Here is a 19,352-nt window from a genome sequence, read left to right as displayed (position 1 = left end):
AACGTTGAACGGCGAGCCGCCGGCCACCGCCTCTGCTGGAAAGCCTGTGGTCGTGGCGGTGCCGATGAACAGATCAACCAGGGCTTCGCCGGAAACCAAGATCATAGATGGCTCCTGATGCGGCTATGCCAGCATCCAAGTGAGAAGGGCTTCTGCCCTACGCAGCATGTGGCGGGTGGAAATCCAAGAGGATTCGACCGTCAGGCGGCCATTATCCTCAGATCCGATCCTGCGCGGCACGGGCAAATTCCGGCTTGAGACTCTGGTAAAGGCTCCGGAAAGCCTGAATGCGACGTTGATAGAGTTCGACAAGGCGTGGCTCCGGCACGATCGTCTCGAGAACGGCTGGTGCGGTGCAGACATCTTCCGGAGCTTCCCCTGTCACGGCAAGACGCGCCAGGCGCGCCGCACCGAAGGCCGGCCCCTTGTCGCTGCCATGATAGCGCGTGATGGGAATGTTTAGCACGCTGGCGAATATCCTCGTCCAGAATTGGCTCTTCGAACCTCCTCCGATGATGCCGGCCTGAGGCAGGGGCGTGCCGGCCTGCTGGAGTGCCAGCTTCGCATCGGCGAAGCTGTAGGCGACACCTTCGAGAACGGCCTGCGCCAAGTCGGTCTGCTGCGTGTTCGGAGAAAGGCCGAAGAACACGCCACGCGCATGAGGATCGTTGTGCGGCGTCCGCTCGCCGGCGAGATAGGGCAGGAAGAGGACATCGGACGGCTTGCGATAAACGGCTTCCGTCTCTCTCAAGAGCTCGCCGATATCCCGCTTCAGGAGATTGGCCGCCCAGGCAAGGCAGCTTGCGCCGTTCAGCATGGCGGCCATCTGAAACCAGCGGCCGGGCAGCGCATGGCAGAAGGAATGCACCAGGGCCTCAGGGGCCGGGCTGAAATCCCGCGTGGTCACGAAGAGCTGTCCCGAGGTACCGAGCGAGATGAAGGCCGATCCATCCTCGATGGCCCCAAGTCCGACGGCGCCTGTTGCCGCATCGCCTCCACCGCCGGCGACCACCACGTCGCTGCACAGGCCCCATTGCTGGACTATCTCCGGACGCAGGGTGCCGGAGGCTTGCGAACCTTCAACGAGGCTTGCCATATGGTCGCGAGTCAGGCCTGTCGCAGCCAAGGCCGCATCGGACCAGTCGCGCCTAGCTTCGTCAAGCCACCATGTGCCCGCGGCGTCCGACATGTCCGTGACCACGTCGCCGATCAGTTTCAACCGAATGTAGTCCTTGGGCAGAATCACCTTGCGCACGGCGCGGAAGGTATCCGGCTCGTGCCGCGCTAGCCAGGCCAGCTTTGGTGCCGTAAAGCCCGGCATCGGAATGACGCCCATTGCTCGTGAGAGCCCAGGATTATTTGTGCCAAGCTCCTGTGCTTCCCGATACGACCGTCCATCGTTCCAGAGAATGGCAGGGCGCAGCGGCCGGTTGGCTGCATCGAGCAGCACCGCACCATGCATCTGCCCCGAGAGACCGATGCCCCGCACATCTGCGAGGGCAGCAGCATCCTTGGTAAGAAGTTGATCGAGGCCCGCGTGCACGGCTTGCCACCAGGCATCGGGATCCTGTTCCGACCAGAGGTCTTGCGGCCGGGAGGTTGGCAGGGAAACATCCGCCTCTGCAATCGTCGTCTGCCGCTCATCGACGAGAATCGCCTTCACCGCCGACGTGCCGACATCGATGCCGAGGTAGTGAGGCATGCTGCGTTTCCCTTCATGACTGCCGGCTCATGGCTTGGCCGTCGTGAGCAGTCTATAGCTCAGTCGCCTCCATTGGGCACCGATGCGACGAAATCCAGAGGCTGGGCTATGAAAAAATCTCATGGTCGAATTGTCGCCAGGATATTTAAATGGCCGAGGCATGCCCCAAATATTGCCGCATGCCCGAGAAATCGAAAAACCAGTCTCACTCGATCCATTCTGATGCGCCGTCTTCGGCGGCTGCGCTGAGCGCCAACGTCCGGCTGCATCTCGGAAAGCAATTGCGGGCGCTGTATGGCGATCCCGCTGAAGACAAGCTGCCGCGCGACCTCGCGCGGCTCGTCGATCGCGTCGCCCAGGTCATCCGTGCGCACACCGAGCCTGTTGACCAGGACTTCGTCAATGGCGTCATGGACGCGCTGCCGAACCTGCGCGCCTTCGCCCTCTCTTTGACCGGAAAGGTCGATCAGGCGGAAGACTTGGTGCAGGATACGGTGCTCAAGGCGCTGACCAAGCAGGATACCTTCGAGACCGGCACCAACCTCCAGGCCTGGCTCTTCACGATCCTGCGCAACGGCTTCTACTCGACCCACCGCAAGACCAGCCGCGAGGTCGAGGACGGGGATGGGACCCATGCCGCGAGCATGATCGCGATCCCCGACCAGGAGGACAAGCTCGCGCTCCAGGATCTGTCCTCCGCGCTCGACAAGCTGCCGCAGGAGCAGCGGGAGGCAATCATCCTCATCGGTGCCGAAGGCATGTCCTACGAGGATGCCGCCGAGGCGCTCGGCGTGAAGGTCGGGACGATCAAGAGCCGCGTTAACCGCGCCCGTAATCGTCTGGCGGAGCTTATGGGCACGCCCAGAACCGCCGACCACGATCACCCGGCGACCGTCTGACATCGTATTGGCCCGAGGCCGCTCCGGCCTCGGGCCTTTGCTGCGCCTGCGGCCTGAGACAGGCCGCAGCGGCCGCCCCTGCCCAAAATAGCAGCGGCGGTCCACCGCCTGTTCCTCGAACTTTTCCCAAGGCTTCAAGGTTGAGCTTGTAGCTGGGTGGCTCGAAACCGCTCTTCCGCCAAGGAGGGGAGCATGGAACACAGGCCTCTGTCCGAACTCACTAGCATTGCCGACCTGAAAACCCCTGAAGACGTCAAGGTCCCGGTTTTGACCAAACGGGAACGACTGGACCGATGGATCGATCTCCTGGAGCAGGAGCCCGACCGGGAGCTCAAGACCCTCGACGAGATCGAATGGAAGCCCAAGGCCCAGCGCCTCGCCATGCGGGCTGACGGATCCGCTCTCACGGTGGCCTATTCGGACCCGCTCCTCCGGCAGGCCGGGCTGCGCAGCGACACCTTCGGGGATGCGGTCGATTTCTTCCAGATCTCCGAGCATGACGCCCATATCGTCCTGTGCTCATGCCATGGCGGTGAGCTGATGCGGGCCGATGAGACGGCCCGCCGGGTGCGTGGGATCAGGTCACCGAGCCTCTGGTCGCTCTATTTCGGCTGGTTCCGGTAAGACTGCGGCCCTGACTGGAGCATCGTGCGGACCCAGCGGGCCGCGCCAGCGAAAAGTGGGCCCGGTTTCCGTTCCACACGATGCGCCGGCACAAAGCCTAAGCATCGGACCCAAAAGTGCGAATCCACTTTTGGGTCCGATGCTTTAGGGTCAATCCTTGTAGGGATCGAACTCGCCGGGGCCTGCCATGGCGACGGCGAAGGGGCGCAGGCTGTGCTCCACCTCGATTGTGCCCTGGTGGTAGGCGAGCACGTCCTCCAGGCGGCGATACACCATCGGGCTCTCGTCTACGTCGCCGCCGCGCAGCAGGATGCCTCTATCACGCAGCCACGCGTCCATCTCGTCGCGGGTAAATCGGGGAGGGCGAACCCATTGGCCTGTCTTGTTCTTCTTGCCCTTCGCGTCCATGCGGCCGAAGAGGCGGCCGGCGCCGTGGACGGTCGAATACAGGCTGTCGGCGCTCTCCGGGCTGTCGACCCCGTGCAGGATCACCGCGTTGTCGCCCATGGAGCCGCCGACGAAGCCGCGCTGGCCGGGGAAGGCGGGCGTCGCGCCCTTGCGCACCACCCAGTAATCCCGGCCCTCATGGTTCTCCCGCCAGACGAAGTTGTGGTGGTTGTGGACTGAGTCCGTGATCTGCCCGCCGATGATCCGGCGCACCCGCTCCACCACCCATTCGCGGCCGGCATAGGCATAAAGACCGCCGAGCTTCACCCCGGCAAGGTAGCTCCGACCGACATCACTGTCCTGGTGGACGAGAGCCGGGTCCACCTCCATGCCGTCCTTGGCGCCCATGAGGGCCAAGTGCCGGGTGGTGATCCTGTGGCCGAGGCCGCGGGAGCCGAAATGCACCCCGATCCAGACGAAGCCCTCCTCGTCCTCGAACAGGTCAACGTAGTGATTGCCGGAGCCGACCGTGCCGAGCTGCTGCCGGGCCATGGTCTTGAGATCCTGGGCCTCGGCCTCGTCCCAGAGCGGTGAGTCGAACAGCTCGTGGTCGACCTTCACGGCGTTCTTCTGCCCGACGCCGAAGCTGATGGAGCGCCCGATATCGGCGAGGATCCGACCCGCCTGAGCCGCGATGTCCTCGTAGCGGGTGTCGAGCCGGACGGCCATGTTGCCGCAGGCGATGTCAAAGCCGACGCCGCTGATGGAGATGTGCTCCTCATAAGCCACGACTCCGCCGATAGGGTGGGCATAGCCGAGATGCCCATCGGCGCAGAGCACACCCTTGAAGGCGCTTCCCGCCTCCATGCAGCGGTCGAGCTGCTTGATGGTTTTCTCGTCGTGCTCGCCATAAATGCGGGTCTTCGCCGGCACTTCTGTCTCCCTAAGCTTACGGCCGATTGTTGTAGCGCTCGCGCAGGCGCTCGACCTCGCGTTGCAGGGCGTCCAAGCCGCGCGCGATGTCCCGCCCCATGTTCTCGACAACCCCGGTGCTGGCCGCCACGTCCGGGCAATCGAGGGTCCCATCCCGGCGGTGCCGGGGCGTGATGCCGCCTTGAGGGGTGAGCAGATAGGCGCAGCCGGTATCCTCGTCCCGCCAGACGACGGGCCGGTCGAGGGCCATGGCCGGGTGAGCCAGCAGCGCCAGAAGGGCGGCGGCGCACCGGCGGGCGGACCTGTTCATGGCGGTATCTCCAGGGTTGAACCTGACCTTTCAGGCAATGCCTGCCCGAGCGCGCGTGTTCCTTGACAGGCAAGCCGCTACCTTCCGTCGATTTGACTTCCCGACGGGTTTGGAGGACATCACGCGGTTTGACGGCCCTGTGCCTGCGGGACATCCTCCCGGCACGACGGCTTTCCCGCCTCCGGAGTGATTATGGACGGTTCTGTCCCCCAGCAGCGGATGTCCTTGCGCCACGTCTCCGTGGCCCAGCTGACGAGCCTCGTCGAGCGCAGCCATGCGCGCCTCTGCGCCGTGCTCGTGCTGCTCTCGCTCGTCTGCTTCCTGCCGGGCTTCACCACGCTCCAACCGATGGACCGGGACGAGCCGCGCTATGCGCAGGCCTCCAAGCAGATGCTGGAGACCGGTGACTTCGTCGATATCCGGTTTCAGGACGAGGCCAGGCACAAAAAGCCGGTGGGCATCTACTGGCTGCAGAGCGCCAGCGTCGCCCTGGGCGAGGCCCTGGGCGTACCGGAGGCTCGGACCACCATTGCGCTCTATCGAATTCCCTCCCTGCTGGGAGCCATCGCGAGTGTCCTGCTGACCTACTGGGCCGCCCTGGCTTTCTTCGGGAGGCGAGGGGCCTTCCTGACAGCGGCCCTGATGGCGACCTGCGTCATCCTCATGGTCGAGGCGCGCCTCGCCAAGACGGATGCCATGCTCACCGCCTGCTCAGTCGCCGTGATGGGCGGCCTCGCCCGGGCTTACCTGAGCCGAGGCGCCGGCGTCCTGCCCCGGCGGGCTCTGCTGATCTTCTGGACCGGCTTTACCCTGGGGATCCTCATCAAAGGGCCCCTCGTCCTCATGTTCGCCGGTCTCGCGGCTGCCGTTCTTTCTTATAAGGAGCACTCCGCCCGCTGGCTGTTGACGCTGAGACCTTGGCTCGGCCTCCTCTTCACCCTCGCGATCGTGCTGCCCTGGTTCGTCGCCATTGCGATCAAGAGCGGCGGCGAGTTCTTCGCGGCTTCGGTCGGGAAGGACATGCTGGGCAAGATGGGTACGGCCCAGAAGTACCACTGGGCGCCGCCGGGCTTCTATCTGCTGTCGTTCTTCGCGACCTTCTGGCCCGGCGCCATCCTGGCCGCCATCGCGGTGCCTTTCGCCTGGATCCACAGGCGGGAAGAGCCGGTCGCCTTCGCGCTCGCCTGGATCGTGCCGTCCTGGATCGTCTTCGAGGCCGTCCCGACGAAGCTGCCGCATTATACGATGCCGCTGTTCCCGGCGGTGGCGATCATCACGGTAATGGCAATCGCCCGGCACTTCGTTGGGCCGCATCGACCGGCCGCGAAGCCGGCAGCTTTGCTGATCCCGTTCATTCCACTCGGCCTCGCCATCGGCCTTTCGATTGTTGCATGGTCCTTCGATGGCCTTCCTCCCTTCCGGGCGCTGCCGGCGCTCATCATCTCTTCGCTCCTGGCTCTCTGGGCCTGGTGGCTGTTCGTGAAGAACCGGATGGTGCCGACCCTCTGGGCCGGGTTCCTGTCCTCGGCCTTCCTCGCCATTGGCGTGTTCGGCTTCGCGCAACTCGACCTGCGGTCTCTCAAGATCTCTGATCGTCTCGCGGAAGTGGCCCATAACGTGCCCTGCGGAAATCCGCAGGTCGCGACATTGGGCTATCGGGAGCCCAGCCTCGTGTTCCTGACGGGCACGAACCTCGACATGCTCGACAGCGGAGCGGAGGCCTCACGGTTCCTGCGCCAGGGCGGCTGCCGTGTGGTTTTCGTGGACAAGCGCTTCGAGGGCGAGTTCCGGGCCGAGAACGAGCGCCTGCGCCAGAAGCCCGTGCTCTCGACCAGGGTTCAGGGATTCAATATCAACAGCGGGCGGCAGGTCGACATCGCGGCCTACGCGACCGGGTTCTAGCGCATCGTGCGGAAAAGTGGTCCCCCGGTTTTCCGCACGATGCGCTCTTCAACAAGTGGAGCATCGGATGGGTCCCAAAAGTGGTTTCCACTTTTGGGACCGATGCTCTAGAGCCTGGACATGCCCTTCGAAGAGGTGGCCGAGCATGGCCTTGGACGGATGACCGACCTTTCCACAAGCCCGCGCATCAGCGTCGTGGTGCCCGTCAAGAACGAGGCGCTCAACATCCTCCCCCTAGTCGAGGAAATCGAGCAGGCCTGCGCCGTGCTTGCACCCTTTGAGGTGGTCTATGTGGACGACGGGTCCACCGACGATACCGGACAGCAGGTCCTGAGCGCGCGCGCGACGCGGCCGTGGCTGCGCCTCATGCGCCATGAGGCGAGCTGCGGCCAGAGCGCCGCCGTCCGGACGGGCGTGCACGCGGCCCGAGCACCTGTCGTCGTGACCCTGGACGGCGATGGGCAGAACGATCCTGCCTTCATCCCTCAACTCGTGGCTGCCCTCGACGATCCGGCCGTTGCCCTTGCGGCCGGGCAGAGGGTCGGCCGCAAGGACGGCGCCTACAAGAAGTGGCAGTCCCGCATCGCCAATGGCATCCGGGGCCGCATCCTGAAAGACGGCACGCGGGATACAGGCTGCGGTCTCAAGGCTTTTCGGCGTGACGTCTATCTGCGCCTGCCGTATTTCGATGCCCTGCACCGTTTCATGCCGGCCCTCATCAAGCGCGAGGGTTTTCAGATCGCCCATGTGGACGTGGTCGACCGGCCCCGCCATGCGGGTCGCTCGAATTACGGGATGTTCGACCGGCTGTGGGTCGGCATCCTTGACTTGGCAGGGGTCTGGTGGTTGATCCGCCGCCGCCGCCGCGTTCCCGCTGCCCAAGAAATCGTCTGATGGAAATCGTCTGATGCTGATGCGCCTGTCCCACGATCTGGGACTCTATTTCTACGACGTCCTTGTCGCCCGCTTCGATGTTTGGGCGGCCTTCGGGGTTCTGGCCCAACTCGTCTTCGGCGCGCGTTTCATCGTCCAGTGGATCGCGAGCGAGAAGGCGGAGAAGAGCGTGATCCCGATGGGGTTCTGGTTCCTGTCCATCGCCGGCGGCCTGATGACGATGGTGTACGGCTTTGCCCGGCGAGACATCGTGATCATCCTGCCCCAGACGCTGTCGATCTTCATCTACATCCGCAATCTGATGCTGATCGCCAAGGACAAGCGGCGGAAGGCCGAGGCCGATCTGCCGACGTGATGGGCTTCATCCCGTCGGCATTCCCGTCCTCGGCGTTTGACCGTCAGTCCGCTTCGCGCAAGCGGGTAAAGCCCGCATCGAGATCCCGCTTCAGGTCTTCCAGGTCTTCGAGCCCGATATGGAAGCGTAAGGCATGTCCGCCTGGCTCCCAACGGGTAGCCGTGCGGTAGCTGGCGCAGTTGAACGGAATCACGAGGCTTTCGAACCCGCCCCAGGAGTAGCCCATGCCGAAGAGGGCTAGGCCATCGAGCATGGCGGCGAGCGCCCGGTCCGAGCAGGGCTTCAGGATTATCGAGAACAGGCCCGACGACCCCTTGAAGTCCCGCTTCCAGATCTCGTGGCCGGGATAGCTCTCGAGCGCCGGGTGAAGCACGCGTGCCACCTCAGGACGGGCCTCAAGCCAGCGGGCCATTTCCAGGGCCTGCTTCTCGTGCTCGCGCAGGCGCAGCGCCATAGTGCGCAGGCCTCTCAATCCTAAGAAGACGTCCTCGGGTCCCGGGCACATGGCAAAGGAATCGTAGGTGTCACGCAGGGCCTTGAAGCAGCGCTCGTTGGCCGAGACCATGCCGAGAAGCAGGTCCGAACCGCCACTCAGGTACTTGGTGCCGGCCTCGATGGCGATGTCCACCCCGCGCTCGTGCGGCGGGAAGAGCAGGGGGGTCGCCCAGGTGTTGTCCATGAGAACCACGGCCCCATGCCGGTGCGCCACCGCGGCGATGGCCGGGATATCCTGCATCTCCAAAGACTGAGATCCCGGAGCCTCCGTGAACACGGCTGCGGTGTTCGGACGGAGGAGAGCTTCGATTCCGGCGCCGATATGTGGGTCGTAGTAGGTGGTTTCCACACCAAATTTCTTGAGGATGCCGTTGCAGAAATGCCGGGTCGGCAGGTAGACCGAATCCGTCATCAACAGATGGTCGCCCGCCTTGAGGCAGGACATGAGCGCGACTGTGACGGCTGCGAGGCCCGAAGGCGCCAGGACCGTTCCCGCGGCGCCGGCCAGTTCCGTCCAGGCGGTTTCGAGGGAATTGGTGGTCGGAGTCCCCTTCGTCCCATAGGAATAGCGCCCGCGCCTGTGCAGAAGGTCGTCGGTGGTGGGGTAGAGGACTGTCGATCCGCGGTAGATCGGCGTATTCACGAATCCGTGCTGCTCGAAGGGCTCCCGTCCGGCATGGACCAGGCGGGTTCGCTCCGAGACGTTTTCAGGCTTTGGGGGGAGTTTTGACATTGCTTCAAGGGCTTGCTGAGGGGGCTGTGATCTGAGACCGGGCAGCCTCTGCCGTCAAGTCAGCCACGAATTGCCTCCCATCAAGACTTGACCAGTGATCAATCATTGAATTTGATGGATCCCGATGCCGTCTCGACCGAGGCGGCGCGGAACGGTCTAACCGGGGCTCGGCTGGGGGATAACCAGGATCCGTCGAGTCATGTGGAACTATTGGGAGAACATACCAACATGAAAAAGGCTCTCGTATCGATTGCCTTCGGTCTAACGGCCAGCCTGTTCGCCACGGGCGCTTCAGCCCAGGCGACGCTCAACAGCGTGAAGCAGAAGGGCTTCCTGACCTGCGGCTCGAACACGGGTCTCGCCGGCTTCGGCCAGCCTGATGCCCAGGGCAACTGGACCGGTCTCGACGTCGATCTCTGCCGCGCCATCGCGGCTGCGATCTTCGACGATCCGACCAAGGTCCGCTTCATCCCGCTCGCCGCCAAGGACCGCTTCACCGCGCTCCAGTCGGGCGAGGTGGACGTGCTGTCCCGTAACTCGACCGCGACCATGTCGCGCGACACGCAGCTCGGCCTCGATTTCCCGGTCATCAACTACTACGACGGCCAGGGCTTCATGGTTCGCAAGAAGCTCGGCGTCTCCTCCGCCAAGGAGCTGAACGGCGCCTCGATCTGCACCCAGCAGGGCACCACGACCGAGCTGAACCTCGCCGACTACTTCCGTGCCAACAACATGAAGTACGAAGTGGTGGCGTTTGCGACCTCAGACGAGACCTTCAAGGCCTATGATGCCGGCCGCTGCGACGCGTTCACCACCGACGCCTCCGGCCTGTACGCCGAGCGTCTGCGCGCTTCGGCTCCGGACGATCATATCGTGCTGCCCGAGATCATCTCCAAGGAGCCGCTTGGCCCAGCCGTCCGCCACGGCGACAACCAGTGGGGCGACATCGTCCGCTGGACCCACAATGCCATGCTGAACGCGGAAGAGCTCGGCGTGACCAAGGCTAATGTCGACCAGATGAAGACCTCCGAGAACCCGGAGATCAAGCGCCTGCTCGGCACCGAAGGCAAGTTCGGTGAGGCTGTTGGCCTGACCAACGACTGGGCCGTCCGCGTGATCAAGCACGTGGGCAACTACGGCGAGTCGTTCGAGAAGAATGTCGGCGAAGGCTCCCGCCTGAAGATCAAGCGCGGCCAGAACGCGCTCTGGACCAAGGGCGGCCTGCAATACGGCATCCCGGTTCGCTAAGCCGATCCTAGAACAGGGCGCCCGGATCTTCCGGGCGCCCTTCGAGAATATACCTCAACAATAAGAAAAGCCGCTTGACCCGGGCACGAACAGGGGAGGACGGCCGGGTATCGAGAGCCGTCAGAGGATGAACTCAGTGCAGACCGCTGTCAGTCAGACATCGCCCCCCAAGAAGTCGTTTCTCTACGATCCCAAGGTTCGTGGAGCTTTTTATCAGGTCGTTCTCGTCGTCGCGATCATCGCCCTGTTTTATGTGGCCGCGACGAACGCCATCGAGAACCTGCAGCGCGCCAAAATCGCCTCAGGCTTCGGTTTTCTCAACAACACGGCCGGTTTCGACATCAGCCAGACCCTGATCCAGTTTAGTGCGGCTGGGGGCACATATGGGGATGCCTTCATCGTCGGCCTTCTGAACACGCTGATCGTCTCGGCGATCGGCATCTTCTTCACGACCTTCCTCGGCTTCCTGATCGGCATCGCGCGCCTATCCAAGAACTGGATGGTGGCCAAGGTCGCCATGGTCTATGTCGAGGTGCTGCGCAACGTCCCGCTGCTGGTGCAGCTGCTGTTCTGGTACATCGCCGTGCTCGGCGCCCTGCCGCAGCCGCGCAACTCTCTCGAGATGGGCGCGGGCTTCTATCTGAACTCCCGCGGCCTGTTCATGGCAAAGCCCATCTGGGCGTCCAACATCGGGATTCTCGTCGCCGTTCTCCTTATCGGCTTGATCGGCACCTTCATTTATCGCCGCTGGGCGAGAAAGCAGCAGGAGCAGACCGGCCGGCAATATCCTGTCGGCAAGGTGACGCTCGCCCTGGTCCTGGGCCTGCCGATCCTCACCTGGATCGTCCTGGCCTTGATTGGTGCCAATCCCATCAGCTTCGAGCTGCCGCGCAAGGGCACGTTCAACCTGACGGGCGGGATGCAGATCCTGCCGGAATTCGTGGCGCTGCTCCTCGGCCTCGTCACCTATACGGCCGCCTTCATCGCCGAGGTCGTCCGCGCGGGCATCCTCGCGGTGTCGAAGGGGCAGACGGAAGCTGCGGGCTCGCTTGGCCTCACACCGGGTCAGACCCTGCGTCTCGTGGTGATCCCCCAGGCTATGCGGGTCATCATCCCGCCGCTGACGAGCCAATACCTGAACCTGACGAAGAACTCGTCGCTTGCGGTCGCCATCGGCTATCCGGATCTCGTGCAGGTCTTCATGGGCACCGTGCTCAACCAGACGGGACAGGCCATCGAGGTCGTGGTTATCACCATGGGCGTTTACCTGACCATCAGCCTGCTGACCTCGTTCATCATGAACATCTACAACCGCCGTGTGGCGATCGTCGAACGGTAGGAGATCCTATGAGCACCGCCGTCGATATGCCCCGTTTTGTCCGCGCTAGGCAGGTTGAGGCTCTGCCTCCGCCCAACCTAGCCCGCGGACCTATCGCTTGGATCCGGGAGAACCTGTTTTCCGGTCCCTTCAACACGATACTGACCCTGGTGGTGTTCTACCTCCTGTATGTCAGCGTTCCGCCGCTCGTGAAATTCCTGTTCATCGATGCGGTCTGGACCGGCACCGACCGGGCTGCCTGCCGTGCCGATACCGGCGGCAGCGAGAGCGGCGCCTGCTGGGCCTTCATCTGGGACAAGATCAACTACTTCATCTACGGCTCCTACACGATCTCGGAGCGCTGGAGGGTGAACATCTTCTTTATCCTCCTGGCCGTAGGCGTCGTTTGGCTTCTGTGGCTGAAGGCACCACGTCGGGACTTGGGAGCTGTCTATTTCTTCTGGGTGTTCCCGGTCGTCTCCTATGTTCTGCTGACGGGCGGCAACGAGAATTTCAGCGGCCGCTTCTGGCTCGGCTTTGCCATCTTCGGCGCGCTGGTGATCGCGTTGTTCGCCTTCTTCGCCGCTCTGCTCAAAACTTCCATGCGCCCGGCGCTCATCCTGGGTGGTGGCATCGTGGCGGTGATCGGCATTACGCTGGCCCTCGTCGATCTCGATTTCGGCCTCGCCCATGTGCCAACCTCTCTGTGGGGCGGCATTCTCGTGACTTTGCTGGTCGCGACGGTCGGCATTGTGGTCTCGCTGCCGTTCGGAATCGTGCTGGCCCTCGGGCGACGCTCGAAACTGCCCATCGTGCGGCTGGCCTCGGTGATCTTCATCGAGTTCGTGCGTGGCGTGCCGCTGATCACGGTCCTGATCATGGCCAACACCATGCTGCCGCTCTTCCTGCCGGGCGACATGACGGTGGATCGCCTGCTGCGGCCGCTCATCGGCACGGCGCTGTTCGCCTCCGCGTACATGGCCGAAGTGGTGCGCGGTGGTCTCCAGGCCATGCCGAAGGGACAGTATGAGGGTGCGATGTCGCTGGGCCTCAACTACCCGCAGATGATGTCCCTAATCATCCTGCCGCAGGCCCTGCGCATCGTGATCCCCGGCATCGTGAACACCTTCATCGGCCTGTTCAAGGACACCTCGCTGGTGGCCATCGTGGGCATCTTCGATCTGGTCAAGACCATCGAGGCATCCCGCATCGATCCGAACTGGGCGGCGCCCACCATCGGCATCACGGGCTATGCCTTTGCGGCCCTGTTCTACTTCGTCTTCTGCTTTGGCATGTCGCGATACTCCCTCGGGGTCGAGCGCCGCCTTGCGGCTGGTCAGAAACGGTAAACACTCATGGCAACGACAATGTCTGCTCAGCATATCCCTTCCGCCGCGATCGACCCGAAGGCTCAGCCCGCCATCGAGATGATCGACGTTCACAAGTGGTACGGCGAGTTCCACGTTCTCCGGGACATAAACCTGAACGTGAAGCGCGGCGAACGCATCGTGATCTGCGGCCCGTCGGGCTCCGGCAAGTCCACGATGATCCGCTGCATCAACCGCCTCGAGGAGCACCAGAAGGGCCGCATCATCGTCGACGGCGTGGAGCTGCTGGACGACCTGAAGCGCATTGACGAGGTGCGCCGGGACGTCGGCATGGTGTTCCAGCACTTCAACCTGTTCCCGCATCTGACGATCCTGGAGAACTGCACGCTTGCGCCGATCTGGGTGAAGAAGATGCCCAAGAAGGAGGCCGAGGAGGTCGCCATGCACTACCTGACCCGGGTCAAGATCCCGGAGCAGGCCAACAAATATCCGGGTCAGCTCTCGGGCGGCCAGCAGCAGCGCGTGGCGATTGCCCGTTCGCTCTGCATGAGCCCCAAGATCATGCTGTTCGACGAGCCGACCTCGGCGCTCGACCCCGAAATGGTGAAGGAAGTGCTCGACACCATGGTGGGCTTGGCTGACGAGGGCATGACCATGCTGTGCGTCACCCACGAAATGGGCTTCGCCCGCCAAGTGGCCGACCGGGTGATCTTCATGGATTACGGGCAGATCGTGGAGATGAACACCCCGGACGAGTTCTTCAAGAACCCTCAGCACGAGCGCACGCGGCTGTTCCTCTCCCAGATCCTGCACTGAGCCGGATCCGACGGAATGCAAAAGGCCCCGAGATGTCTCGGGGCCTTTTCCGTTTGGCTTGAGCGACTTATTCTCACGTCATGGCCGGGCTTGTCCCGGCCATCCCGATCCGGTGTAGCGCAGCGCTTTTCCAATCGGGATCACCGGCACAACGCCGGTGATGACGAAGGGGCGGCATGGGCTCAGATCGACTGACTCGGCTATCCCTTCTTCGCCGGTCCCGTCGCAACCGGCAGATCCTCCCGTGCGCCCCATTCAGCCCATGCGCCGTCATAGATCGCCTTGATCGGGCGGCCTGCAACCTCAAAGGCGACGCCCAGAATGGCGGCCGAAACGCCGGAGCCGCAGCTGGTGATCACCGGCTGGCCGGGATCAATTCCGGCCTCGGCGATGGCCTTTTCGAGACCCTCCTTGTCCTTCAAGCGGCCGTTCTCGACAATTCGGTCGAAGGGCAGGTTGAGGCTGCCCGGGATATGGCCCATGCGGAGGCCGGGGCGCGGTTCGGGCGCCTCGCCCCTGAAGCGGTCGGCGGGGCGGGCATCGATCACCTGAGCGGCCTTCGATTGCAGCGCCTCCTGCACGACAGAAGCATCCGCTACAACGGAAGCGTTGAAAGCCGGCGTGAAGGTGCGGGAAGCACGGGGTTTTTCCGGTCCGGTCTCGACCGGCCGTCCTTCAGCCTTCCAGGCTGGAAAGCCGCCATCGAGGATCGAGACGTTGCGCGCGCCGAAAGCCTGGAATGTCCAGCGCACGCGCGGGGCCGAGAAGAGGCCAGCGCCATCGTAAATCACGATGGTCATGTCTTCGCTGATTCCCATCGCGCCGACCGCCTTGGCGAAATCCTCGGGCGAGGGCAGCATGTGGGGCAGGGACGAGAAGGTGTCCTTCACGGTGTCGATGTCGAATCGAACGGCGCCGGGAATGTGACCCGCCGGATACTCGGCCTGCGGATCTCGGTTCTGCGTCGGCAGATACCAGGAGCCGTCAACGACCACGAGATTCGGATCGTCGAGGTGCTCCTGCAGCCAGGCGGTGGACACGAATGGTTGGGACATAGGCCACTCCTCTCGAACGGGAGACAGGGTTCAGTCGACAAGAGACAGGCGAACGCGGCGGTTCTGCTTGCCCTTCTTTTCGATATCGGTGATCGCGACCGTGCCGATCTCAGACGTGCGTCGCACATGGGTGCCGCCGCAGGGCTGCAGATCGATTCCCTCGATCTCCACCAGACGCACGCGGCCGGATCCGCGCGGCGGCTTCACCGACATGGTCTTCACGAGGCCAGGATTGGCATCGAGCTCCTCGTCGGTGATCCAGCGCTCGGTGACGGGAGCATCGCGCGCGACGAGCGCGTTCAGCTGGTCCGTGATGGCTGCCTTGTCGAGACCCGCATCCTGAATGTCGAAATCGAGCCGTCCATCGCCATCACCGATGGAGCCGCCGGTAACCGGATAGGGCAGCACGACGCTCAGAAGATGAAGCGCCGTGTGGACGCGCATGCGCTTGAGGCGTCGGGGCCAGTCGAGCTGCAGGGTGACGGCCTCGCCTTCCGCCAGCCGGGATGCCGCCTCCGCTCCGACCAGATGCGCCACCCGCGAACGGTCAGCGGCATAGACGGTGCTGGTGATCTCGATCCTGCTGCCATCGGCCCTCACGAGCGTGCCGGCGTCGCCTGGTTGGCCGCCGCCCTGGGCGTAGAACACCGTGCGGTCGAGAATGACGCCACCCTCCGGCGTGGTTCCGAGAACCCGCGCTTCGCAGGAGGTGGCATAGGCATCGTCGCGGAAAAGCAGCGTCGTGGCGGTCATGAGTGTCTCAGCATGTGAAAAGGCGAGGGGCGATGCTGACGGCAATGGGCGCGGCGGGTCAAGCCACTCCCTTCGTCGATGTCAGTCGGAGGGTGCGAATGTCAGGTCCCGCATGCTGCGAAACGCCTTGAGAGCGCGTTCGCGCGCTGGGCCGTGAGGAACGATAGGATGGGGGTAGGTCTCGCCCAGAACAACGCCCGTTTCCCGAAGCACGGCAGGCGGGGCCTCCCAGGGTTTATGGATGAAGGCCCTTGGGAGCTGCGCGAGTTCGGGCACATAGGTTCGGATGTAGTCCGCCTCCGGATCGAACTTCTCGCCCTGCGTGACCGGATTGAAAATCCGATGGAAGGGAGCCGAGTCCGGGCCGGAGCCCGCGATCCACTGCCAGCTGAAAGCATTGTTGGCCGGATCCGCATCGACGAGCGTGTCCCAGAACCAGGCCTCGCCCTGTCGCCAATCGGTCAGCAGGTGCTTCACCATGAAGGAGGCGGTGATCATGCGCACCCGATTGTGCATCCAGCCCGTCTGCCAGAGCTGGCGCATGCCTGCATCGACGATGGGGTAGCCGGTGCGGCCTCTCTGCCAGGCTTTGAGAGATAGGCGATCTTCGATCCAGGGAAAGCTCTCGAACCGGCTGCTGTGCGGCCTGTCCGGCAGATGGGGGTGGAAGTGGAGCAGCTGGTGGGTGAAGTCGCGCCAGACGATCTCGCTGAGGAACTTGTCCGCATCCCGCTCCAAGCCGGGCTCGGCGGCGACCGCGTTCATCACCGAACGCCAAACCTGCCGCGGACTGATCTCCCCAAAGCGCAGATGCGGCGACAAACGTGAGGTGCCCGCCTTAGAGGGCCTATCCCGCCCCTCGGCATAGCCCTTCAGTCCCGTCTCGATGAAGTGTGAGAGCTTGGCTTGGGCGGCAAGCTCGCCCCGCTGCCATTCATGCCAGATGCCGCCAGCCCAATCCGGGGATGTAGGTTCGAGGCCAAGCTCCGCGATCGGGGCGGCCTGATTGAGGATCGACGGCGTCCAGACACCGCCTTCAAGCCGTCGAGGGGCTGGGAGCGGAGGCTTGATGGACCGGGCCTTCACTGCCCGAAGGTAGGGGGTAAAGACCTGGAACGGCTTGCCGGACTGGTTCGTGATCTCCCAGGGCTCGTGCAGGAGGCGGCCGCTGCAGCTGTGAACCTTGGTGCCGCCATCCGACAGGCGCTTCTTGATGGCGCTGTCCACGGCGATCTCGGCCGCACCATAGCGGCGATTCCAGTAGATCGCGGAGGCGCCGGTTTTCCGCACCACGCTATCGACCAGACCAAGAGCTGAGCCTCTCAGGACGAGAAGGCTGGACCCGGCACGTTCCAAGGCCTCGCTGAGCGCTTTCAGCGATCCATGGAGCCACCAGCGGGCTGCGCCGCCAAGCGGGCGGATCCCCTCGGAGGCATCGTCGAGCACGTAGAAGCATAGAACCTGTGACCCCGTGGCAGCCGCTCCCGACAGGGCAGGGTTGTCGCTCAGGCGATGATCGTCACGGAACCAGACGAGGACGGGGCAGTGGAATCGCTGTTCATGCCGGCACAATACAGCCGCGCTTCGAACGTGCGAATGTTGACCAAGCAGATCGACAAGATTTGATGGGTAACAAGAGGTGAGGTTGGCTCCGGCGGTAGGATTCGAACCTACGACCAACGGATTAACAGTCCGATAAGATATTAGTAATATCAAAGGGTTGACTTGTAAAACTCCGCCAAGTCGCGCCAGCAATGTCAGGCACTTAGAGCCCGTCCCGAAAAGGGTTGAGTGGCCGAGGCCGCTATGATTCCAGGAGGGTGCTGAAGCCTGACCTGGAACCGCAATGTGGACCCCGACCACCCGGCGGCAGTATAGCCGCGGCGGCTTGCGTTACGAAACCGATTTGACCGATGCCGAATGGGCGCTGATCGCGCCGCTCCTGCCCGAGCCGCACGCCCGGGGACGCCCGCGCCGCTGGTCCACCCGGGAGATCCTGAGCGCGATCTTCTATGTCCTGCGCGGCGGCATTGCCTGGCGGCTTTTGCCCTCTGATCTGCCGCCCAAGAGCACGGTCTTTCGCTGGTTCAGCCTGTGGCGGGACACCGGTGTGTTCGAGACCATCAACCACCTGCTGGTCATGGCTGATCGCGAGCGGGTCGGGCGGGAGGCCTCCCCCACCGCCGCCGTGCTCGACAGCCAAAGTGTGAAGACCACCGAGAGCGGCGGCCCGCGCGGCTATGATGCGGGCAAGAAGGTCAAAGGCCGCAAGCGCCAGGTGATGGTCGACACCGACGGGACGTGGTCTGATCCTGGAGCCGCAGCCGGCGGACGTTCAGGACCGGGATGGGGCCTGTGTGGTCCTGCGCCTGTCGCGGCGCGCATTCCCGTTCATCGCCACGGCGTTTGCCGACAGCGGCTATGCCGGCGAGACCCCGGCCCAGGCCACCGCGATCCGCATCGAGATCGTCAGGAAGCCGCCGGATCAGGTCGGCTTTGCGGTGCACCCACGCCGCTGGGTTGTTGAACGGTTCTTCGCGTGGATCAGCCGAAACCGGCGGCTTTGGAAGGATCCGGAGGCGACGCTCACGTCAGCCCGGGCCTTCCTTTATGCCGCTTCCGTCATGCTCCTCGTCCGCCGCTTGGGACGACACTCATGATTACGGGACGGACTCTAAGGTCCTCTTGCTTTCCGCCGCAAGCTATTTTGAGAAAGCAGTATGTGATGTGATCATCGACACAGCGTTGGAGGCTGGTACACGGCCACCTTTCGCTAACTTCATTCAAAGGCAAGCGCTTGAAAGAAAATACCATAGTATGTTTGACTGGAAAGCTTCAAACATCAACTCTTTCTTTGCCTTGTTCGGACCGGCCTGCAAGGAGGAGCTAATGAAGCTCTCGAAAAGGGACGGCCTTGATGATGCAATCCGGGATTTCGTTTACATCAATAGTGAGCGCAACAAGCTGGTTCACGGGAACTTCGCTGGATTTAGCTTAGAGGCAACCTTCGAAGAGATTTGGGGGAAATTCTCGAATGCGAAACGTGTCGTTGAGTGGCTACCGCATCAGATAAAAAATCTCTGCTCGACCAGTGAAGAGTGAGAGACGGCAACCTGACGGCTCTCGCGTTCGTCAGATGCTTCCGGTTTGAACTTTCCATACCGCTTGGCGAATTCCTGACCTGCCCGTCCCTCCTGAGACACGTTCCCGGATGATTGAATGGCGATGGTCTATCGGCGTGGTGACGGGCTGCTGCTCGGTTCTCGTCGTCTTCGGGTAGGGACTCCACCTTGCCTATTTTCCAGGCGCGGTGGTCAGCTTCCCGTTCCAGAACGCGACCCGCCGAATTGCGTTCGCTTAGGTGCCGTCCATCGGGAGTGGCCAAGGATTTCGGATCATGCTCGGGATTCGTTCCTCTGGGCTCGCTTCCATAGCCTCAGATAGTGGGTTGTGCGGGAGGTCGATGGCACCCACGGTATCCACCCAATCAAAACGTGGGCGCAGCGAGAGATACGAAGGAAGGTCTGGGAACAGGATTGGGATCGGGCTTTCAGCGGCGATCTGCTCTTCTGGTGGTGGAGGCAGAGACGGTTCAGCCGG

Annotated in this window: 18 protein-coding genes; 11 read left to right on the top strand and 7 right to left on the bottom strand. The window is 63.2% G+C overall.

Annotated elements, in window-relative coordinates:
- Nucleotides 1-217: 217 nt before the first annotated feature.
- A complete protein-coding gene (xylB, locus tag JQC81_RS11975) occupies nt 218-1,702 on the bottom strand; it encodes a xylulokinase (RefSeq protein ID WP_203272033.1) in 1,485 nt (494 codons plus the stop codon).
- A 149-nt stretch (nt 1,703-1,851) separates the two neighbouring features.
- Here xylB and JQC81_RS11970 point away from each other — a divergent pair, with 149 nt between their 5' ends.
- Both JQC81_RS11970 and JQC81_RS11965 read left to right on the top strand, forming a co-directional pair.
- Entirely contained in the window at nt 1,852-2,601 is a 750-nt protein-coding gene (locus JQC81_RS11970) for a sigma-70 family RNA polymerase sigma factor (protein WP_246520373.1), read from the top strand.
- Nucleotides 2,602-2,793: 192 nt separating this feature from the next.
- Nucleotides 2,794-3,225 (top strand): hypothetical protein, encoded by a 432-nt coding sequence (locus tag JQC81_RS11965; RefSeq protein ID WP_203272032.1) that lies wholly within the window; start codon nt 2,794-2,796, stop codon nt 3,223-3,225.
- 150 nt (nt 3,226-3,375) lie between these two features.
- Here JQC81_RS11965 and JQC81_RS11960 read toward each other — a convergent pair whose 3' ends face one another.
- Both JQC81_RS11960 and JQC81_RS33090 read right to left on the bottom strand, forming a co-directional pair.
- Nucleotides 3,376-4,545 (bottom strand): RtcB family protein, encoded by a 1,170-nt coding sequence (locus JQC81_RS11960; RefSeq protein ID WP_312887504.1) that lies wholly within the window; start codon nt 4,543-4,545, stop codon nt 3,376-3,378.
- Between the two features lie 16 nt (nt 4,546-4,561).
- Nucleotides 4,562-4,855, bottom strand: coding sequence for a hypothetical protein (locus JQC81_RS33090; protein ID WP_246520372.1), 294 nt, complete (start codon nt 4,853-4,855; stop codon nt 4,562-4,564).
- Nucleotides 4,856-5,047: 192 nt separating this feature from the next.
- On the opposite strand from JQC81_RS33090, the gene JQC81_RS11955 reads away from it, so the two are divergent.
- The 3 genes from JQC81_RS11955 to JQC81_RS11945 all read left to right on the top strand — a co-directional run bounded on the left by JQC81_RS11955 (nt 5,048) and on the right by JQC81_RS11945 (nt 8,006).
- Nucleotides 5,048-6,757, top strand: a complete 1,710-nt coding sequence (locus JQC81_RS11955) for an ArnT family glycosyltransferase (RefSeq protein ID WP_203272030.1) — start codon at nt 5,048-5,050, stop codon at nt 6,755-6,757.
- A gap of 159 nt (nt 6,758-6,916) precedes the next feature.
- Nucleotides 6,917-7,651: a glycosyltransferase family 2 protein gene (locus JQC81_RS11950; RefSeq protein WP_203272040.1), complete on the top strand. Its 735-nt coding sequence runs from the start codon at nt 6,917-6,919 to the stop codon at nt 7,649-7,651.
- 13 nt (nt 7,652-7,664) lie between these two features.
- The gene (locus tag JQC81_RS11945) at nt 7,665-8,006 is read left to right on the top strand and encodes a lipid-A-disaccharide synthase N-terminal domain-containing protein (protein WP_203272029.1); all 342 of its coding nucleotides are present in this window, start codon (nt 7,665-7,667) and stop codon (nt 8,004-8,006) included.
- Nucleotides 8,007-8,049: 43 nt separating this feature from the next.
- Here JQC81_RS11945 and metC read toward each other — a convergent pair whose 3' ends face one another.
- Nucleotides 8,050-9,234 carry a cystathionine beta-lyase gene (gene metC, locus JQC81_RS11940; protein WP_203272028.1) on the bottom strand — a complete coding sequence of 395 codons (1,185 nt, stop codon included), beginning with the start codon at nt 9,232-9,234 and terminating at the stop codon, nt 8,050-8,052.
- Between the two features lie 228 nt (nt 9,235-9,462).
- Here metC and JQC81_RS11935 point away from each other — a divergent pair, with 228 nt between their 5' ends.
- The 4 genes from JQC81_RS11935 to JQC81_RS11920 all read left to right on the top strand — a co-directional run bounded on the left by JQC81_RS11935 (nt 9,463) and on the right by JQC81_RS11920 (nt 13,944).
- Nucleotides 9,463-10,482 carry an amino acid ABC transporter substrate-binding protein gene (locus JQC81_RS11935; RefSeq protein WP_203272027.1) on the top strand — a complete coding sequence of 340 codons (1,020 nt, stop codon included), beginning with the start codon at nt 9,463-9,465 and terminating at the stop codon, nt 10,480-10,482.
- Nucleotides 10,483-10,609: 127 nt separating this feature from the next.
- Nucleotides 10,610-11,821, top strand: coding sequence for an amino acid ABC transporter permease (locus tag JQC81_RS11930; protein WP_203272026.1), 1,212 nt, complete (start codon nt 10,610-10,612; stop codon nt 11,819-11,821).
- A gap of 8 nt (nt 11,822-11,829) precedes the next feature.
- Nucleotides 11,830-13,149, top strand: a complete 1,320-nt coding sequence (locus JQC81_RS11925; RefSeq protein ID WP_203272025.1) for an amino acid ABC transporter permease — start codon at nt 11,830-11,832, stop codon at nt 13,147-13,149.
- A 6-nt stretch (nt 13,150-13,155) separates the two neighbouring features.
- Nucleotides 13,156-13,944 carry an amino acid ABC transporter ATP-binding protein gene (locus JQC81_RS11920; protein ID WP_376772396.1) on the top strand — a complete coding sequence of 263 codons (789 nt, stop codon included), beginning with the start codon at nt 13,156-13,158 and terminating at the stop codon, nt 13,942-13,944.
- A 200-nt stretch (nt 13,945-14,144) separates the two neighbouring features.
- Here JQC81_RS11920 and sseA read toward each other — a convergent pair whose 3' ends face one another.
- The 3 genes from sseA to JQC81_RS11905 all read right to left on the bottom strand — a co-directional run bounded on the left by sseA (nt 14,145) and on the right by JQC81_RS11905 (nt 17,324).
- A complete protein-coding gene (gene sseA / locus JQC81_RS11915) occupies nt 14,145-14,999 on the bottom strand; it encodes a 3-mercaptopyruvate sulfurtransferase (protein WP_203272023.1) in 855 nt (284 codons plus the stop codon).
- Between the two features lie 30 nt (nt 15,000-15,029).
- Nucleotides 15,030-15,752 (bottom strand): alanyl-tRNA editing protein, encoded by a 723-nt coding sequence (locus JQC81_RS11910; protein ID WP_203272022.1) that lies wholly within the window; start codon nt 15,750-15,752, stop codon nt 15,030-15,032.
- A gap of 81 nt (nt 15,753-15,833) precedes the next feature.
- Nucleotides 15,834-17,324, bottom strand: coding sequence for a cryptochrome/photolyase family protein (locus JQC81_RS11905; protein ID WP_203272021.1), 1,491 nt, complete (start codon nt 17,322-17,324; stop codon nt 15,834-15,836).
- Nucleotides 17,325-17,598: 274 nt separating this feature from the next.
- On the opposite strand from JQC81_RS11905, the gene JQC81_RS11900 reads away from it, so the two are divergent.
- A protein-coding gene (locus JQC81_RS11900) for an IS5 family transposase (protein ID WP_246520371.1) occupies nt 17,599-18,412 on the top strand; the annotation gives its coding sequence in 2 pieces (ribosomal slippage) (nt 17,599-18,048 and nt 18,050-18,412; 813 coding nt in all).
- Entirely contained in the window at nt 18,363-18,854 is a 492-nt protein-coding gene (locus JQC81_RS11895; protein WP_246520370.1) for a HEPN domain-containing protein, read from the top strand. Before JQC81_RS11900 ends, JQC81_RS11895 begins: the two co-directional genes overlap by 50 nt.
- The last annotated feature ends 498 nt before the right edge of the window (nt 18,855-19,352 follow it).

The organism is Microvirga arabica, assembly GCF_016811235.1.
GTDB lineage: Bacteria > Pseudomonadota > Alphaproteobacteria > Rhizobiales > Beijerinckiaceae > Microvirga > Microvirga arabica.
This window is presented reverse-complemented; position numbering and strand designations above follow the sequence as displayed.

What these genes read in the sequence shown, in the direction of transcription:
- xylB (WP_203272033.1), bottom strand. Translation starts at nt 1,702, where the DNA reads ATGCCTCACTACCTCGGCATCGATGTCGGCACGTCGGCGGTGAAGGCG.
- JQC81_RS11930 (WP_203272026.1), top strand. Translation starts at nt 10,610, where the DNA reads ATGAACTCAGTGCAGACCGCTGTCAGTCAGACATCGCCCCCCAAGAAG.
- metC (WP_203272028.1), bottom strand. Translation starts at nt 9,234, where the DNA reads ATGTCAAAACTCCCCCCAAAGCCTGAAAACGTCTCGGAGCGAACCCGC.
- JQC81_RS11970 (WP_246520373.1), top strand. Translation starts at nt 1,852, where the DNA reads ATGGCCGAGGCATGCCCCAAATATTGCCGCATGCCCGAGAAATCGAAA.
- sseA (WP_203272023.1), bottom strand. Translation starts at nt 14,999, where the DNA reads ATGTCCCAACCATTCGTGTCCACCGCCTGGCTGCAGGAGCACCTCGAC.
- JQC81_RS11955 (WP_203272030.1), top strand. Translation starts at nt 5,048, where the DNA reads ATGGACGGTTCTGTCCCCCAGCAGCGGATGTCCTTGCGCCACGTCTCC.
- JQC81_RS11965 (WP_203272032.1), top strand. Translation starts at nt 2,794, where the DNA reads ATGGAACACAGGCCTCTGTCCGAACTCACTAGCATTGCCGACCTGAAA.
- JQC81_RS11895 (WP_246520370.1), top strand. Translation starts at nt 18,363, where the DNA reads ATGCCGCTTCCGTCATGCTCCTCGTCCGCCGCTTGGGACGACACTCAT.
- JQC81_RS11950 (WP_203272040.1), top strand. Translation starts at nt 6,917, where the DNA reads ATGACCGACCTTTCCACAAGCCCGCGCATCAGCGTCGTGGTGCCCGTC.
- JQC81_RS11910 (WP_203272022.1), bottom strand. Translation starts at nt 15,752, where the DNA reads ATGACCGCCACGACGCTGCTTTTCCGCGACGATGCCTATGCCACCTCC.
- JQC81_RS11935 (WP_203272027.1), top strand. Translation starts at nt 9,463, where the DNA reads ATGAAAAAGGCTCTCGTATCGATTGCCTTCGGTCTAACGGCCAGCCTG.
- JQC81_RS11920 (WP_376772396.1), top strand. Translation starts at nt 13,156, where the DNA reads ATGGCAACGACAATGTCTGCTCAGCATATCCCTTCCGCCGCGATCGAC.
- JQC81_RS11945 (WP_203272029.1), top strand. Translation starts at nt 7,665, where the DNA reads ATGCTGATGCGCCTGTCCCACGATCTGGGACTCTATTTCTACGACGTC.
- JQC81_RS11925 (WP_203272025.1), top strand. Translation starts at nt 11,830, where the DNA reads ATGAGCACCGCCGTCGATATGCCCCGTTTTGTCCGCGCTAGGCAGGTT.
- JQC81_RS33090 (WP_246520372.1), bottom strand. Translation starts at nt 4,855, where the DNA reads ATGAACAGGTCCGCCCGCCGGTGCGCCGCCGCCCTTCTGGCGCTGCTG.